Origin of the sequence: Rhodococcus sp. NPDC127527 (genome assembly GCF_042672245.1) — a bacterium.
Taxonomy (GTDB): Bacteria; Actinomycetota; Actinomycetes; order Mycobacteriales; family Mycobacteriaceae; genus Rhodococcus_G.
This window is the reverse complement of sequence record NZ_JBHXVP010000011.1, coordinates 60,021-76,045: the sequence shown is the minus strand read 5'-3', so window position 1 is coordinate 76,045 and position 16,025 is coordinate 60,021. Positions and strand designations below refer to the sequence as shown.

The window sequence follows — 16,025 nt, the reverse complement described above, 5'->3', positions numbered from 1 at the left end:
TTTGGCAGGATGGGCGGCATGACCGGACCTCTGCTTCTCCTCGACGGCGCGAGCCTGTGGTTCCGCGCGTATTACGCGCTCCCCGAATCGTTCACGTCGCGGGACGGCCGTCCGGTCAACGCCGTGCGCGGGTTCACCGACATGGTCGCGGCGCTGATCACGCGGCACCAGCCGAGCCGGCTCGCGGTGTGCCTCGACCTGGACTGGCGTCCCCAGTTCCGGGTGGACCTGGTGCCCTCGTACAAGGCGCACCGGGTCGCCGCCGAACTGGACACGGGGCCGGACGTCGAGGAGGTGCCCGACACGCTGACGCCGCAGGTCCCGATGATCCTGGACGTACTGGCGGCCGCGGGCATCGCCACCGCAGGCGCGGACGGGTTCGAGGCCGACGACGTGCTCGGCACCCTGGCCGCAGGCGAACGCGAGGACACGGTCGTGGTGGTCAGCGGCGACCGCGACCTGCTGCAGGTGGTCGCCGACGACCCCGTCCCGGTGCGCGTGCTCTACGTCGGGCGGGGCCTGGCGAAGGCCGAACTGTTCGGACCGGCGGAGGTCGCCGAGAAGTACGGGGTCCCCGCGAGCCGCCCCGGGATCGGATACGCCGAGCTGGCGCTGCTGCGCGGCGACCCCTCGGACGGGCTGCCCGGAGTCAAGGGCGTCGGCGAGAAGACCGCCTCCTCGCTGCTGCTCGAGTACGGGTCGGTGGCCGCACTCCGCGGCGCGGTCGACGACCCGGGGTCGGGTCTGGCCAAGGGAATTCGCGCAAAGCTCACTGCCGCTGCGGACTACCTCGACGCCGCGCTGCCGGTGGTGCGGGTGGCGACGGACGCCGACGTACGGCTCTCGCGCGACGACGTGCTGCCCGCGGCCCCCGTCGACCAGGAGGCGCTCGCGGCGCTCGCGACCGAGTTGGCGATCGAGAACTCCGTGGGACGCCTGGAGAAGGCCATGGCCGCCCCGAGGGGCGGCCACCGCGAGTAGGAGTCGGCGTCAGGAACCGGTGGGCCGGCCCACCTCGTAGGTGCCGGAGTCGTCGGTGAAGGTCACCGTGACCTTCTGCGGCTCACCCTTGACCTTCAGCGTGCAGGTGAAACTCGCGCCCTTCTCGACCTTCTGGCCGGCGGGGCAGGACACGTCGGTGATGTTGGTGATGCCGTAGGAACCGGTGAGCACCTGGGCGACGCCCTTCTGTGCGGCCGTCTGGTCCAGGGTGGTGCCGCGGTTCAGCAGCAAGACCGCGGCGAGCACCCCCGCGACCACGACCGCCGCGCCGACCCCGAGCCCGATCCACAGCGGCAGTTTCGACGTCGCGCCACCGGGCGCACCGGAGTACTGCGGCTGGGGGTAGGCCCCGGTCGGGTACTGGCCCTGTGGGTACTGCCCCACTGGCGGGTACTGCCCCGCGGGGTATTGCGCCTGCGGGTACTGACCGGGCTGCGGCTGCGCGGGGTAGGGCGCCTGGTAGGGCTGCTGCGGGTACTGGCCCGGGTACGGGGCCTGCGGCTGCGGATAGCCGGGCTGTTGGTACTGGGGCGGGGCTGGCTGGGCGCTCCACGCCTGCTGACCCCACTGTTGCTGGCCGGGCTGTGGGTGCTGACCCTGCGGGATCTGGCCGGGAGGTCCGGGCTGGGGCCACTGCTGCGTCGGCGCGGGCTCGAGTGGTGCGCCCTGCCCCTCGGGTGCCTTCGGCGCCGGAGTGGGCGCTTGTGCCCCTGCCTCCTGGTGACCCGCGACCTGCTTGTCGGGGTCGGTGGGTCCGCTGTCCGGGCCGCTCATCCTGCCTCCACTCACGTACTGTCGCCGTTCACGACTGGTCCCCCGCCGCACCCGCCGCGATGTCGCGACAGGTGATCCGACAGCTGGCGAATCAAGTTACCTCAGCCCTCGCTCAGGCCGCGTCGACCGCCACGACACCCCGGCGAATCGCGCCGACGGCCTTCGACGCCGCGGCCCGCACCTCGGCGTCCGGTGCGGTCAGGTGCACCTGGTCGAGCAGGTCGATCACCTGCCGGCACCAGCGCACGAAATCGCCTGCCGACAGCGCCTGCCCGCGATCGCCCGCGGCCATCAACGCGTCGACCAGCGGTTCGCCGCGGGCCCACATGTACACCGCGGTGACGAATCCGAGATCGGGCTCCCGCGTCAGCGGGAGCTTGTGGCGGACCTCGTCGACGCGGAGTCCGGACCACAACTGGACCGTCAGACCCACCGCGTGCCGGATCGGTGCGGTCGGACCCCGGTCGCCGGTGTCCGCGTCCTGCCGGGACTCGTACACCAGCGCCGACACCACCGCCGCCAACTCGGCGGGCGCGAGCCCCTTCCACGTCCCGTGCCGCAGGCATTCGGCCACGAGCAGGTCGCTCTCGGAGTAGATCCGGCTCAGACGGCGACCGTGCTCGGTGACCCCGTGTCCCTCCGCGGCGGTGCCGCCCAACCCGTCCGCTTCGACGTAGCCCCGCTCGGCGAGCAGTCGCAGAATACGGTCGAACGTGCGGGCCAGCGAATTCGTTGTGGCGGCGACCTTCTGGCGCAGGGTCTCGGTCTCACGGGCGAGCTTGTTGTAGCGCTCGCCGATGTTGCTGAGCCGGTCCCGGTCGGGATCGGTGTGGCACGGGTGCGAGCGCAGCGCGCGGCGCAGCGTCGCCAGTTCGCGGTCGCTTGCGGCGGGCGACTTGCGCTTGCTGTACCGGCCGGGCGGCACGATGCCGGTGCTGCGCAACGCCGACGCCAGGTCGCGGCGACTGCGGCCGGTCCGGTGATCGACGTGGCGCGGGAGTCGCATGCTGCCCAACGCCTTCGCCGGCGTCGGGAAGTCGGCGGCGGAGATCCGGCCCGCCCACTTGTCCTCGGTCAGCACCAGCGGACGCGGGTCCTTCGGGTCGGCGTCCGTCTCGAGCACGACCGCCAGTCCCGACCGCCTGCCGACCGGGATGGCGATCACGTCGCCGCGCCGCAGCGAGGTCAGCGACGTCACCGCGGCCTGCCGCTTGTCGGTGCGCCCCTGTCGCTCGAGCTGACGCTCCCGGGCCTTGACCCGCTCGCGCAGCTGCGCGTACTCGAAGAACTCGCCGTCGACGCCGCCGAGCTGGTCCCGGAGCTTCGCCAGCGCCTCCTCGTCCCGCTCGATCGCCCGGACCATGCCGACCACCGACCGGTCGGCCTGGAACTGCGCGAACGAGCGCTCGAGCAGTGCGCGTGACTCCGCCGCGCCCATCCGGTCGATCAGGTTGATCGACATGTTGTACGACGGCTTGAACGAACTCCGCAGCGGGAAGGTGCGGGTGGAGGCGAGGCCGGCCACCTCGGTCGCCTCGACGCCCGGCTGCCACAACACCACCGCATGCCCCTCCACGTCGATGCCGCGGCGTCCGGCCCTGCCGGTGAGCTGGGTGTACTCCCCCGGGGTCAGCTCGGCGTGGGTCTCCCCGTTGTACTTGACGAGCCGTTCGAGGACCACGGTGCGGGCGGGCATGTTGATGCCGAGCGCGAGGGTCTCCGTCGCGAAGACCGCGCGCACCAGCCCCTTGACGAACAGTTCCTCCACGGTGTGGCGGAAGGCGGGCAGCATGCCGGCGTGATGCCCGGCGATGCCGCGTTCGAGGCCCTCGCGCCACTCCCAGTACCCGAGCACGGCGAGGTCGTGCTTCGGCAGGTCGCCGGTGTGGCGGTCGATGATCTCCGCGATCTCGGCCGCCTGTTCGTCGGTGGTCAGCCGCAGCCGCGAGCGCAGGCACTGGACGACCGCCGCGTCGCAGCCGGCGCGGCTGAAGATGAACGTGATCGCCGGCAGCAGGCCCTCCTCGTCCAGGCGGGCGATCACCTCGGGACGCGGCAGCGGGCGGTGGTTGTTGCTCTGGTAGCCGCCGCGTCCGCGTCCACGCGGCTCCCAGGACTCCATCCGGTCGAGGGCCTGACGCTGCTTGAGGTGTCGCACCAGCTCCTGGTCGACCACCAGTCGCGCCGTCGGGTCCGCCGACTGCGCCGAGTTGTCGAACAGGTCGAACAGCCGCCTGCCGACCATGATGTGCTGCCAGAGCGGGACCGGGCGCACCTCGTCGACGACGATCTCGGTGTCGCCGCGCACCGTCTCCATCCACGCGCCGAACTCCTCGGCGTTGCTGACGGTCGCGGACAGGCTCACCAGCCGCACGTCCTGCGGCAGGTGCAGGATGACCTCCTCCCAGACCGCGCCGCGGAACCGGTCGGCCAGGTAGTGCACCTCGTCCATCACCACGTGCGACAGGCCGCGCAGGGTCGGCGAGTCGGCGTAGAGCATGTTGCGCAGGACCTCGGTGGTCATCACGACGACCGGCGCCTCGGGGTTGATGCTCAGGTCGCCGGTGAGCAGGCCGACGGACGCCTTGCCGTACCGGTCCACCAGGTCCGCGTACTTCTGGTTGCTCAGCGCCTTGATCGGCGTGGTGTAGAAGCACTTGCGGCCGGACACCAGCGCGAGGTGGACCGCGAACTCGCCGATCACCGTCTTGCCCGCGCCGGTCGGCGCGCACACCAGCACCCCGTGACCGGCCTCCAGCGCGCGACAGGACTCGGCCTGGAAGCCGTCAAGGGGAAAGCTCAGCTGCGCGGCGAAGACCTCGAGTTCCACCCCGTCAGGTTAGCCAACATCGGCGCCGTGCCGGGTGAGGGGAACCGGCACCCGGTCAGACCGAGCGGTGGTTCCCCCACCCGGGGGGATGCGGCGTCAGAGGGTGTCGGAGTAGTCGTCCACCCGGGTCGGGGTGTCGATGCCGGAGGTCTCGCCCAGCGGTGAGGCCTCGTCGTCGTCGAGAGCACCCCAGCCCTGTGTCGAGAGCTTGGCCTTGCGCTTGTCGTTGAGGCGTGCGATCTGGACGGCGAACTCGAACAGAACGGTCAGCGCGAGGGCGAGCGCGAGCATCGAGAACGGGTCCTGACCCGGCGTGGCGACCGCCGCGAACACGAACAGCGCCATGATGAGGCCGCGCCGCCAGGCCTTGAGCTTCTCGTAGCTGAGGATGCCCACGAAGTTCAGTGCGACGATCAGCAGCGGAATCTCGAAGCTGACGCCGAAGATGATCAGCAGATTGATGATGAAGCCGAAGTACTCGGCGCCGCTGAGGGCGGTGATCTGGACGTTGTCGCCGATGGTGAGCAGGAAGTGCAGCGCCTTCGCGACCACCACGTAGGCCAGCACCGCGCCGGTGGCGAACAGCGCTGCGCCCGCCACCACGAAGCCGATCGCGTAGCGGCGTTCCTTCGAGTACAGGCCGGGCGTGACGAACGCCCACAGCTGGTACAGCCACACCGGGCAGGCCAGCACGATGCCGGCCGTCAGCGCGACCTTGAACCGCAGCATGAACTGCTCGAAGGGCGACGTGGCCAGCAGGCGGCAGGTGCCGTCGTGGGTGAGGTCGGCGCGGCTCGTGTCTGGCAAGGAGCAGTAGGGACCGCGCAACAGCTCGCCCAGGCTCTCGACGCCGAAGATCTGATGCGAGTACCAGAAGAAACCGAAGGCGGTCGTCACGACGATCGCCAGCATCGACAGCAACAGCCGCGTCCGCAGCTCGTAGAGGTGATCGACCAACGACATCGTGCCGTCGGGATTGACCCTGCGCCTGCTGCGCCGGGGGTCGAAAGGGATACGCACTGTGAGCCCTAGTTCTGGTCAGCCATCGTCCCGGGGCACACTGCGCACCCCGGGGTCACTCGGTGTCCGGACTAGGACGTCCGGGGCTCGGGGTGCTGGGCGGCAGTGGTCGGAGTGTCGGTTGCCGGCGCGGCCGGGGGGAGCTGGGCGACGGGCTGCTCGACCGGTGCAGCCGTGGCGGGGGCACCGCCGTCGTTCTGCATCTCCTTGACCTCGCTCTTGAAGATCCGCAGCGAACGCCCGAGCCCGCGAGCTGCGTCGGGCAGCTTCTTGGAACCGAACAGGATGACGACCACCAGCGCCACAATGGCCCAGTGCGCGGGGCTCAGACTGCCCATTTCAACCTCCATAGATCAGATGGCTCGATGCTACCGGACCGGGGCCCCACAGTCCCCGGTGATTGCTGGGACTCAGTTGTCCGATTTCCGGTCGCCGTCGACCAACCCGACCGCGTCTTCGGCCGATTGCTGGTAGGCGGCGAGCGCGGCCGCGGCCCGCGAGCGCACCGCGTCGGACAGTTCGGCCGGTGCCAGCACCCGCACCCCCGGCCCGAAGCCGGCCATCAGTCGCGCCATCCAGTCCAGCGAGCCGAACCGCATCGACGCCTCGATCGATCCGTCCTCGTGGACCACTTCGCCGGTCATCGGGTAGTAGTCCATCACCCAGGCATGATCCGGGGCGATCGCCAGCCGCGCCTGCGGCAGGGTGTCGTCGTCGTGGAACAGGTCCATCGCGTGCGCGTCGTCGCGGGCGTCCGCCGGCGCCTGGGCCGGTTCCGGCAGTTCGGTGGCCGCGTCGATGCGGTCGAACCGGAACAGCCGGACCGCGGCCGCCTCGCGGCACCACGCCTGCAGATAACTGTTGTTGTCCACGAGGACGATGCGCACCGGGTCGACCACCCGCTCGGTGACCACGTCGCGCGAGGCCGAGAAGTAGGTGAGCGCGAGCGCCCGTCCACGCCGCACCGCGGAGCGGACCGTCGCGGCGATCGGGCTCTCCGTTTCCGGACGCCGGCCCGCCTGCGCGATGCCGCCCGCCGCGGCCACCCCGGCGGCCGACTCGATCTTGGCGATCGCGCCCTGGACGGCGGTCGGGTCCGCAGTACCCGGCATCTCGACGAGCGAGCGCAACGAGATGAGCAGCGCGGTGGCCTCGGTCGAGGTCAGGCGCAGCGGCCGGTCGATACCCGCCGAGAACGTGACGTCGACGGTCTCCTCCGCGAAGGACAGGTCGATCAGGTCGCCGGGGCCGTAACCGGGCAGCCCGCACACCCAGAGCTGGTTCAGGTCGGTCGTGAGCTGGGCGACGGTGACGCCGAGTTCGGCGGCGGCCTCGGCCTTGGTGATCCCCGGGTTCGCAATGAAGTACGGGACCATGTTCAGCAGTCGGGGCAGTCGATGCGTGAGTCGCTGGCTCATCGTTCCGCCTCCGTGACACCCGCCGCCGCGCGCAGCCGACCCATCACGTCCTCCCGCAGTTCGGCAGGCTCGAGCACCAACGCATCCTCCCCGTAACCGGCGATCAGCCGGGCGATCCAGTCCCAGGACCGGACCGGGACCTCGAGCACGATCCCTTCACGGTCGCCGACTGCGTGGGTGCCGACGGGTCGGCCGAGGCGGCGCAGTTCCTGGGCCCGTCCGTCCCGCACGACGACAGTCGCGGTGCCGGTCACGCCCGCGGTACCGACCGTGCGGTTGACGATCTCGCGCAGGTCGGTACCCGCCGGCTTGTGCACCGCGTTGACGGGGCCCAAGGCGGTGACGTCGTCGCCGATCCGGGACAGCCGGAAGGTCCGGGAAGCCTGGCGGTCCACGTCGTGCCCGACGAGATACCAGCGCCCGTCGTGGGTGACCACCCCCCACGGCTCCACCGTTCGCGTCGTGAACGGCTCGTTGCGGGCGGACCGGTGCTCGAAGCGCACGGCGCGCCCCGCGTCGATGGCCGCCAACAGCTTCTCGAGCGCGGGCTCGGACCCGCGGATGCGGGCCGGCAGCGCCGTGAACAGGGCCGACGCCGAATCCTGGTCGACGGCCACGCCCGCGGCGCGCAGTTTGAGCACCGCCCCCTGCGCGGCCGAGGTCAGTTCCGGCGACTCCAGCAGCTGGACCGCGATCGCGACCGCGGCTGCCTCCTCGCTCGTGAGGTCGATCTCGGGGAGTTCGTAGGCGTCGCGGTTGATGCGGTAGCCCTCGACGGTGCCGTACCGCGAGGCCTGTCCGGTCTCGAGCGGTACACCGAGGTCGCGCAGCTCGTTCTTGTCCCGCTCGAACATCCGGCTGAAGGCCTCGTCGCTGCCCGACTCGTCGTAGCCCGCGACGCTGCGCCGGATCTTCTCCGCCGTCAGGAACTGCCGGGTCGAGAGCAGGCAGATGACGAGATTCATCAACCGCTCGACTTTGCTGATCGCCACGGATCAGCAGCCTAGTGGCCGCACGTGCACCGCCGCCCGGTACCTCGAGGAGCGCCGGTCACATCGACGCGATCAGGCGCTCAACCCGCTCGTCGACCGACCGGAACGGGTCCTTGCACAGCACCGTGCGCTGCGCCTGGTCGTTGAGCTTGAGATGCACCCAGTCCACCGTGAAGTCCCGGCCGGCGTCCTGCGCGGCGGAGATGAACTCGCCGCGCAGCTTGGCCCGAGTGGTCTGCGGCGGGGTGTTGACGGCGGCGTCGATCTGCTCGTCCTCGGTGACCCGCTTCGCGAGACCCTTGCGCTGCAGCAGGTCGAACACGCCGCGTCCCCGCTTGATGTCGTGGTAGGCGAGGTCGAGTTGGGCAATCTTCGGGTCGGCGAGCTCGAGGTTGTGCTTGTTCTGGTAGCGCTGGAACAGCTTGTGCTTGATCACCCAGTCGATCTCGGTGTCAACCTTCGCGAAGTCCTGGGCCTCGACCGCGTCGAGGGTGCGGCCCCACAGGTCCACCACCTGGTCGACCTGAGGGTCGTGTTCGCGGTTGCGGAGGTGCTCGACCGCCCGGGAGTAGTACTCGCGCTGAATGTCGAGCGCACTGGCCTGCCGACCGCCGGCGAGCCGGACCTGCCGTTTCCCGGTCAGGTCGTGGCTGACCTCGCGGATGGCGCGGATCGGGTTGTCGAGGGCGAAGTCGCGGAACGAGACGCCCGCCTCGATCATCTCGAGCACGAGCGCCGCGGTGCCGACCTTGAGCATCGTCGTGGTCTCGGACATGTTGGAGTCGCCGACGATCACGTGCAGCCGGCGGTACTTCTCCGCGTCCGCGTGCGGCTCGTCGCGGGTGTTGATGATCGGCCTGGACCGGGTGGTCGCCGAGGAGACGCCCTCCCAGATGTGTTCGGCGCGTTGCGACAGGCAGAACGTGGCGGCCTTCGGCGTCTGCAGCACCTTGCCGGCGCCGCAGATCAGCTGGCGGGTGACCAGGAACGGCAACAGCACGTCCGAGATCCGGGAGAACTCGCCCGCCCGCACCACGAGGAAGTTCTCGTGGCAACCGTAGGAGTTGCCCGCCGAGTCGGTGTTGTTCTTGAACAGGTAGATGTCGCCGCCGATGCCCTCCTCGGCAAGCCTCTCCTCGGCGTCGATCAGCAGGTCCTCGAGCACGCGCTCGCCGGCCCGGTCGTGGGTGACGAGCTGGACCAGGCCGTCGCACTCCGCCGTCGCATACTCCGGGTGCGAACCGACGTCGAGATACAGCCGAGCGCCGTTGCGGAGGAAGACGTTGGAGCTGCGGCCCCAGGACACCACACGCCGGAACAGGTAGCGGGCCACCTCGTCGGGGCTCAGCCTCCTGTGACCGTGAAAGGTGCAGGTAACACCGAACTCGGTCTCAATACCCATGATTCGTCGCTGCACACCTCGACAGTACAACGCCGAACCGGTTTGCCACCCTGTTCGCGGCATGGCTTCTCGCCCTACCGTAGGAACGTGGCCGAAGTGAGATGTTTCCTCGAACAAACCGACCGGAATGTCATGCGCCGGAGCGTGAATCTGCGGCCGTCGAGGGTGGACGGCGGCCTGCGCGCGCTGAGCACCGCCGCGAACCACAGCGTGCTCTGGATGGGGGTCGCGGCGGCCATGAGCCTGACCGGCGCCCGTGCCCGCCGGGCCGCGGTCCGCGGCCTGCTCTCGGTCGCCGGCGCCAGCGCGCTGTCGAATGCGGTCCTCAAGCCACTGTTTCCCCGACGCCGACCGCCCGCGGGCACCGCCGAATTCGCGTACCGACGCGGGCTGCCCGCGCCCCGGTCGTCGTCCTTCCCGTCCGGACACTCGGCCTCGGCGGCCGCGTTCGCCACCGGCGTGGCGCTCGAGTATCCCGCGGTGGGCGCCGCGGTGGCCCCGCTGGCCGCGGCGGTCGCCTATTCGCGGGTGCACACCGGCGTGCACTGGCCCTCCGACGTCCTCGTGGGTGCCGCGGTGGGCGGCGCACTGGCATGGGCGACCCGCACCTGGTGGGCGGTCCGTGACCCGGAGCCGGCGACGCTGGGCCCCGATCACCCCGCTCAGGCGCTGGCCGAGGGCGACGGCATGATCGTGTTCGTCAACACCGGTTCCGGTACCGGGGACGACGACACCCGCGCCGAGGTCGAGGCGTGCCTTCCGCGGGCGAGGATCGTCGAGCTCGACCCCGATGGGGACTTCGGTGACCAGATCGACCGGGTGGTGTCCACCGGAACCCCCAAGGCGCTCGGCGTGTGCGGAGGCGACGGGACGGTCGTGCTTCTCGCGAGCGCGGCTGTGCGGCACGACCTTCCGCTCGCGGTCTTCCCCGGTGGCACCCTCAACCACTTCGCCCGGGACGCCGGAGTCGGCGACGTGTCCTCGACCGCGCTGGCGATCGCGGAGGGCAGCGCGGAACTCGTCGACCTCGGCGCGGTCCGGGTCGACTGCGGTAGGGAGTCGGCGTTCGTCAACACTGCCGCCCTCGGTGGCTACCCGGACGCGGTCCGGCTGCGTGAGCGGTGGGAGTCCCGGCTCGGCAAGTGGCCGGCGGCAGCGTGCGCCATGGTCCGGGTCCTCGCGTCCGCGCAGCCGCTTCCGGTGACCATCGACGGTGTCGATCGGTCGGTGTGGATGCTGTTCGTCGGCAACGGGCGGTACTCCCCCACCGACCAGGTGCCGATGTCCAGGCCGGAGATTCACCGCGGCACCCTCGATGTGCGGTACCTGCGCGCCGATCGCCGCTGGTCCAGACTGAGGCTGATCGCCACGGCGCTGACCGGCACCCTGGGTACCTCGCGCGTCTACGTGCACGAGAACCTGCAGTCGTTCACCGTCGAGGTCACCGGCGAATCGCTCGCACTGGCGACCGACGGCGAGGTGATCGCCGACGGTCGCCGATTCGAATTCCGGTGCGAGCCCCGTCGGGTGGTGCTCTACCGCAAGGTCTAGTCGGCCTGGCCGGGTTCGCCGTTGGCCGCGAAGTCGCCCTCGGCGGCCGGTCCGGATTCTGTATCGCCGTCCGACTTCGCGGGGGCCGCCGGCTTCGGCAGGAGCGACTCGAGTGCGCCGCCGGTGATCCGACGGAAAGCACGCCGCGGCCGCGACTGGTCGAGGACCGCGACCTCGAGCGCCTGCACCCCGATGACCCGGCGCTCGGACTCGCCGTTGCCCGGGACCGCGGTGCCGACCTGCAGCGCATTGACGGCGACCTCGACTGCGCCGGCCAGCGGGAGCTCCGGCTGGTACGACTCCTTGAGCACGGTGGCGATCGGTTCGGTCGCACCACCCATCACCACGAACTGCTGCTCGTCGACGATCGATCCGTCGTAGGTGATGCGGTAGAGCTGAGCGTGCCGCGACTGTTCCGGCCTGCCGACCTCGGCCACGCACAGTTCCACCTCGTACGGCTTCGGCTGCTCGGTGAAGATGGTGCCGAGGGTCTGGGCGTACGCGTTGGCGATCGACCGGCCGGTGACGTCCCGCCTGTCGTAGGAGTAGCCGCGCATGTCGGCGTGCATGATGCCGGCGCGGCGGAGGTTCTCGAACTCGTTGTACTTGCCCACCGCGGCGAACCCGAGGCGGTCGTACAGTTCGCTCACCTTGTGCAGCGACGACGAAGGGTTCTCGGCGACGAACAGCACACCGTCCGCGTAGGTCAGCACGACCACGCTGCGGCCTCGCGCAATTCCCTTGCGCGCCAACTCCGAGCGATCCCGCATGATCTGCTCGGCCGAGGCGTAGTACGGCAGCGTCACGGCGTACCCCCTGCTTCCTGTGTGCGCTCGGCGATGACGGCGCGAGCGAGTTCGGCGGCACGTTCCTCGGGCACCTCGACGGCGCCGTCGGCGGTGACCACGACCGCGGTCGGGTACAGACCGCGGCTCAGGTCCGGACCGCCGGTCGCGGAGTCGTCGTCCGCGGCGTCGTAGAGTGCCTCGACCGCCGCACGCAGGGCGGTGGCCTCGTCGCCGTTCGGGTCGTAGATCTTCTTCAGCGAGGACTTGGCGAACAGCGAGCCGGATCCGACCGCGTGGTAGCCCGCGCGCTCCTCGTACCGGCCGCCGACCACGTCGTAGGACACGATCCGACCCGCCCGGTCGGGATCCGTCGCATCGAGGTCGTAGCCGACCAGGAGCGGGACCACCGCCAGCCCCTGCATCGCCGCGCCGAGGTTGCCGCGAACCATCGAGGACAATCGGTTGGCCTTGCCGTCGAAGGTCAGCGGAACGCCCTCGATCTTCTCGTAGTGCTCGAGTTCGACGGCGAACAGCCGCACCAGTTCGATCGCCACCCCGGCGGTGCCGGCGATACCGGCCGCCGAGTAGTCGTCGGTGACGTAGACCTTCTCCACGTCCCGGCTCGCGATCAGGTTGCCCATGGTGGCGCGACGGTCACCCGCGATCAGCACGCCGCCGGCGAAGGTGAGCGCGACGATCGTCGTGCCGTGCGGGGCGATGTCGGACCGATCCATCTGCTCACCCCTTCCACCGGAGGCGGCGCCGCGGCCGATTCGGTTCTCCGGCAGCAGATCCGGCGCGTGAACGCGCAGGTGCTCGGAGAACGAGGACAGCTGCGAACCGAAGTGCAGCCGCTCGCCCCCCACCGCGGAACGCGACGCCGGATGGTCCGCCGTCACTGGCCGCCCTTTTGGACGTACGCCCGCACGAAGTCCTCGGCATTCTCTTCGAGCACGTCGTCGATCTCGTCGAGCAGGTCGTCGGTGTCCTCGGCCAGCTTCTCGCGCCGTTCCTGGCCCGCCGCGCCGTCGCCGATCGGGGCATCGTCGTCGTCGCCACCGCCGCTGCGTTTGGTCTGCTCCTGCGCCATAGCCGCCGACCTCCTCGTATGTCGTGCACAACTACCTGCGCACCAGTGTGCGCTCGTGCTGGGACCTTCACCCTACCGAGCGGGACCGACACTGCGGGTTTTCGTGGCCGTGTCGTGCCCCGGCGGGTCAGGAGGTGAGCGAGTCGACCAGGTCCGCCGCGGATTCCGCGGCCTCGAGCAGGGCCCCGACGTGCGCCTTGCTGCCGCGAAGCGGTTCCAGCGTGGGAATGCGCACCAGCGAGTCCCGACCGAGATCGAAGATCACCGAGTCCCAGCTCGCGGCGGCGATGTCGGAACCGAACCGACGCAGGCACTCGCCGCGGAAGTAGGCCCTGGTGTCGGTCGGCGGGTTGTGCACCGCGTCGAGGACCTGCTGCTCGGTGACCAGTCGCTCGATCGAACCCCGCGCGACCATCCGGTTGTAGAGGCCCTTGTCGAGGCGGACGTCGGAGTACTGCAGGTCCAGCATGTGCAGCTTGGGCGCCGACCAGGACAGGCCCTCCCGGCTGCGGAAGCCGTCGAGGATGCGCAGTTTGGCCGGCCAGTCGAGCAGGTGGGCACACTCCATGGGATCCCGCTCGAGCAGGTCGAGGACCATCGCCCACTTGTCGAGCAGGTCCGCCACCCGCGGGTCGTCGTTGCCATTCCGGTCGGCGAAGGCCGCGACCCGCTCGAGGTAGATCCGTTGCAGTGCAAGGCCGGTCAGTTCGCGACCGTCGGCGAGGGCGACCGTCTGCCGCAGCGTCGGGTCGTGACTGATCAGGTGGACGGCGGTGACGGGCCGGGCCAGTTGCAGGTCGGACAGGTCGACGCCGGCCTCGATCAGGTCCAGTACGAGGGCCGTGGTGCCCACCTTGAGGTAGGTCGACATCTCGGCCAGGTTCGCGTCGCCGATGATCACGTGCAGCCGGCGGTACTTGTCGGCGTCGGCGTGCGGTTCGTCGCGAGTGTTGATGATGCCGCGCTTGAGGGTGGTCTCGAGACCGACCTCGACCTCGATGTAGTCGGCACGCTGGGACAGCTGGAACCCGGCCTCGTCGCCGGACTGCCCGATCCCCACCCGGCCCGACCCGCAGATCACCTGGCGGGAGGCGAAGAACGGCGTCAGGCCGGCGATGATCGCCGAGAACGGGGTTTCCCGCGAGCACAGGTAGTTCTCGTGGGTGCCGTACGAGGCCCCCTTACCGTCGACGTTGTTCTTGTACAGCTGAAGTCGCGGGGCGCCGGGAACACTCGACGCGTGCCGGGCCGCCGCCTCCATTACGCGTTCGCCCGCCTTGTCCCAGATCACGGCGTCGAGCGGGTCGGTCACCTCCGGCGCCGAGAACTCGGGGTGCGCGTGATCGACGTACAGCCGAGCACCATTGGTGAGGATCATGTTCGCCGCACCGACCTCGTCGGCGTCGATCACCGGGGCCGGACCGTTGAAGCGGCCCAGGTCGAATCCTCGCGCGTCGCGCAGCGGCGACTCCACCTCGTAGTCCCACCGCGTACGTTTGGCCCGCGGCACCCCCGCCGCGGCCGCGTACGCGAGCACGGCCTGGGTGGAGGTGAGGATGGGGTTCGCCGCCGGCTCCGTCGGGGAGGAAATCCCGTACTCGACCTCGATACCGATGATGCGCTGCATGACCAGAAGCCTAGATCCTCGGCACAGCGCACAATTCGACCGACAGCCGCAGTCGGCGCGCCCCTCCCCTCGGGGCGGTCCCTAGATCCGCCGGGTTCGCACGGCGGCGCGGCCCGGTCCAAGTGCCGATAAGCTGCGTTATGACATTATTGCTGGCGATGACGCTCGGGGACGGGTTTCGCTGACATGCACCGTCAGGCGGGACACGTGGGGTTGCCGGGGAACGGCCTCACGCCGGCGCGACAACCGACTGCGGTGACCGCGGTCAACCGCTCGCCCGCATCCCGGACCTGGAGCGCCGGGATCAGCCCGTCCGGCACGAGGGCGGTCTTGGCCCCCGGCGCCGTCGCGCGGGCGTCGAGTGTCCCGCGAGCGCGTGCGAACGCGACCAGCTCGTCGTACTCCGTCGACAGCATCGCTTCGGTGGTCCGGTCCTCCGGTGCGAGCGCGGCGAAGTCGACGCCCGTCTCGTACTCGTGACGTATCGCGTGCGGGCCCTGATCGCAGGGAGGTTTGTTCAGGTCGATCCGGAACGCCGGCTGATCCGGAGTCGGCGGAGCGATCGTGCCCGCGTCGGTGCAGAGGTAGTGCGAGATCCGGTCGCCCAGCGCGTGGAGGTAGATGCCCATCCGCGCGTTCCAGGAGTTGTCGCCGATCCAGGAGTCGAAGTCCTGCGACCGGACGGTGCCCGAGATGACCTGGGGCCCGGTCTCGTTGGTGAACGGGACCGCCACGGGACTCACCACGCTGTACTGGCCGTCGATCTGCGCCGGTCGAGTGTCTCCGTAACACGTTGTGCCGGTGGCGTAGTCGCCGTTCGCGGACGGGTTGGTGAATCCTCCTGTGCACAGCGGAGCATCGCTACCCGGACCGGCCATCGCCCAACGCCGCACGTGCGTGAGCATGACCTCGTGGCGGGTGTCGTCGACGTCGGGGTGCAGTCCGTCGCTCACCGGATCCGCCGGACCGGGCATCGTCGGCAAGAAGTGGAAGAGGAATCCCCCGGTGCTGAAGTGGGTGCGTACGAGACCGCTGATGTCCTTGGTCGTCAGTGCGGTCGCGTCGGGCACCGGCCTGCCGCGGGGATCGCGTGGCGCGAACGTGCCGAGGTCGGTCGCCTCGTCGTATGCCGCGATCCAGTACGCATCCCGCTCCGAGAAGCCAACGCTGCGGGCCATGATGTAGGTCGAGTCCGTGTGCACCAGGCTGCGTCCGCCGAGCGGACGGCGCAGCGTGAATCCGTACGTCGCGAACGCCTGGAGCCCGCAGATCGCCGCGTCCGCGTCGTCGAGGGGACACGGCGGCGGCAGCGGACCGCAGTTGTAGGCGGGGCCGCCGTCCTCGGTGTAGCAGACGTCCTCGGCGAAAGCCTGCGCCCGCGGCGGGGGTGCGGCGACGACGGCAGCGGCGGCGAAAGTCAGCGCCAGGCCCGCCAATCCCATTTCACGACCGAATGATCTCATCGTCCTGCACCTTTCGGAGCGGCTGAGAATTCGTGAGTCTCCACCCTAACGCGCTGTGGGAGGCCGCC

Annotated in this window: 14 protein-coding genes; 2 read left to right on the top strand and 12 right to left on the bottom strand. The window is 70.1% G+C overall.

Annotated elements, in window-relative coordinates:
• Positions 1-18 precede the first annotated feature (18 nt).
• Complete coding sequence (locus ACFVH2_RS18410; protein WP_378475717.1) at positions 19-981, top strand: 5'-3' exonuclease H3TH domain-containing protein; 963 nt, start codon at positions 19-21, stop codon at positions 979-981.
• A gap of 9 nt (positions 982-990) precedes the next feature.
• On the opposite strand, the gene ACFVH2_RS18405 is transcribed toward ACFVH2_RS18410, so the two are convergent.
• The 7 genes from ACFVH2_RS18405 to pafA all read right to left on the bottom strand — a co-directional run bounded on the left by ACFVH2_RS18405 (position 991) and on the right by pafA (position 9,453).
• Entirely contained in the window at positions 991-1,776 is a 786-nt protein-coding gene (locus ACFVH2_RS18405; RefSeq protein ID WP_378425301.1) for a DUF4333 domain-containing protein, read from the bottom strand.
• Positions 1,777-1,888: 112 nt separating this feature from the next.
• Positions 1,889-4,606: a DEAD/DEAH box helicase gene (locus ACFVH2_RS18400; protein ID WP_378425303.1), complete on the bottom strand. Its 2,718-nt coding sequence runs from the start codon at positions 4,604-4,606 to the stop codon at positions 1,889-1,891.
• A 96-nt stretch (positions 4,607-4,702) separates the two neighbouring features.
• Positions 4,703-5,626, bottom strand: coding sequence for a twin-arginine translocase subunit TatC (gene tatC / locus ACFVH2_RS18395; RefSeq protein ID WP_378425305.1), 924 nt, complete (start codon positions 5,624-5,626; stop codon positions 4,703-4,705).
• Between the two features lie 71 nt (positions 5,627-5,697).
• Positions 5,698-5,964, bottom strand: a complete 267-nt coding sequence (tatA, locus tag ACFVH2_RS18390; protein ID WP_378425307.1) for a Sec-independent protein translocase subunit TatA — start codon at positions 5,962-5,964, stop codon at positions 5,698-5,700.
• A 72-nt stretch (positions 5,965-6,036) separates the two neighbouring features.
• Positions 6,037-7,044, bottom strand: coding sequence for a helix-turn-helix transcriptional regulator (locus ACFVH2_RS18385; protein WP_378425309.1), 1,008 nt, complete (start codon positions 7,042-7,044; stop codon positions 6,037-6,039).
• The gene (locus ACFVH2_RS18380; RefSeq protein WP_378425311.1) at positions 7,041-8,036 is read right to left on the bottom strand and encodes a helix-turn-helix transcriptional regulator; all 996 of its coding nucleotides are present in this window, start codon (positions 8,034-8,036) and stop codon (positions 7,041-7,043) included. Before ACFVH2_RS18380 ends, ACFVH2_RS18385 begins: the two co-directional genes overlap by 4 nt.
• A gap of 58 nt (positions 8,037-8,094) precedes the next feature.
• On the bottom strand, positions 8,095-9,453 hold the full coding sequence (pafA, locus tag ACFVH2_RS18375) for a Pup--protein ligase (protein WP_378425313.1): 1,359 nt from the start codon (positions 9,451-9,453) through the stop codon (positions 8,095-8,097).
• 117 nt (positions 9,454-9,570) lie between these two features.
• Between pafA and ACFVH2_RS18370 the strand changes: the two genes are divergently transcribed.
• The gene (locus ACFVH2_RS18370) at positions 9,571-10,989 is read left to right on the top strand and encodes a bifunctional phosphatase PAP2/diacylglycerol kinase family protein (protein ID WP_378425483.1); all 1,419 of its coding nucleotides are present in this window, start codon (positions 9,571-9,573) and stop codon (positions 10,987-10,989) included.
• Here ACFVH2_RS18370 and prcA read toward each other — a convergent pair.
• The 5 genes from prcA to ACFVH2_RS18345 form a co-directional block, all read right to left on the bottom strand.
• Positions 10,986-11,795, bottom strand: coding sequence for a proteasome subunit alpha (prcA, locus tag ACFVH2_RS18365; RefSeq protein ID WP_378425315.1), 810 nt, complete (start codon positions 11,793-11,795; stop codon positions 10,986-10,988). The genes ACFVH2_RS18370 and prcA overlap by 4 nt on opposite strands.
• Positions 11,792-12,676 (bottom strand): proteasome subunit beta, encoded by an 885-nt coding sequence (gene prcB / locus ACFVH2_RS18360; RefSeq protein ID WP_378425317.1) that lies wholly within the window; start codon positions 12,674-12,676, stop codon positions 11,792-11,794. The genes prcA and prcB overlap by 4 nt, the downstream gene beginning before the upstream one ends.
• Positions 12,673-12,867, bottom strand: a complete 195-nt coding sequence (locus ACFVH2_RS18355; RefSeq protein ID WP_077041654.1) for a ubiquitin-like protein Pup — start codon at positions 12,865-12,867, stop codon at positions 12,673-12,675. The genes prcB and ACFVH2_RS18355 overlap by 4 nt, the downstream gene beginning before the upstream one ends.
• Before the next feature lie 127 nt (positions 12,868-12,994).
• Positions 12,995-14,494 carry a depupylase/deamidase Dop gene (gene dop / locus ACFVH2_RS18350; RefSeq protein WP_378425320.1) on the bottom strand — a complete coding sequence of 500 codons (1,500 nt, stop codon included), beginning with the start codon at positions 14,492-14,494 and terminating at the stop codon, positions 12,995-12,997.
• A 194-nt stretch (positions 14,495-14,688) separates the two neighbouring features.
• On the bottom strand, positions 14,689-15,957 hold the full coding sequence (locus ACFVH2_RS18345) for a hypothetical protein (RefSeq protein ID WP_378425322.1): 1,269 nt from the start codon (positions 15,955-15,957) through the stop codon (positions 14,689-14,691).
• Between the last annotated feature and the right edge of the window lie 68 nt (positions 15,958-16,025).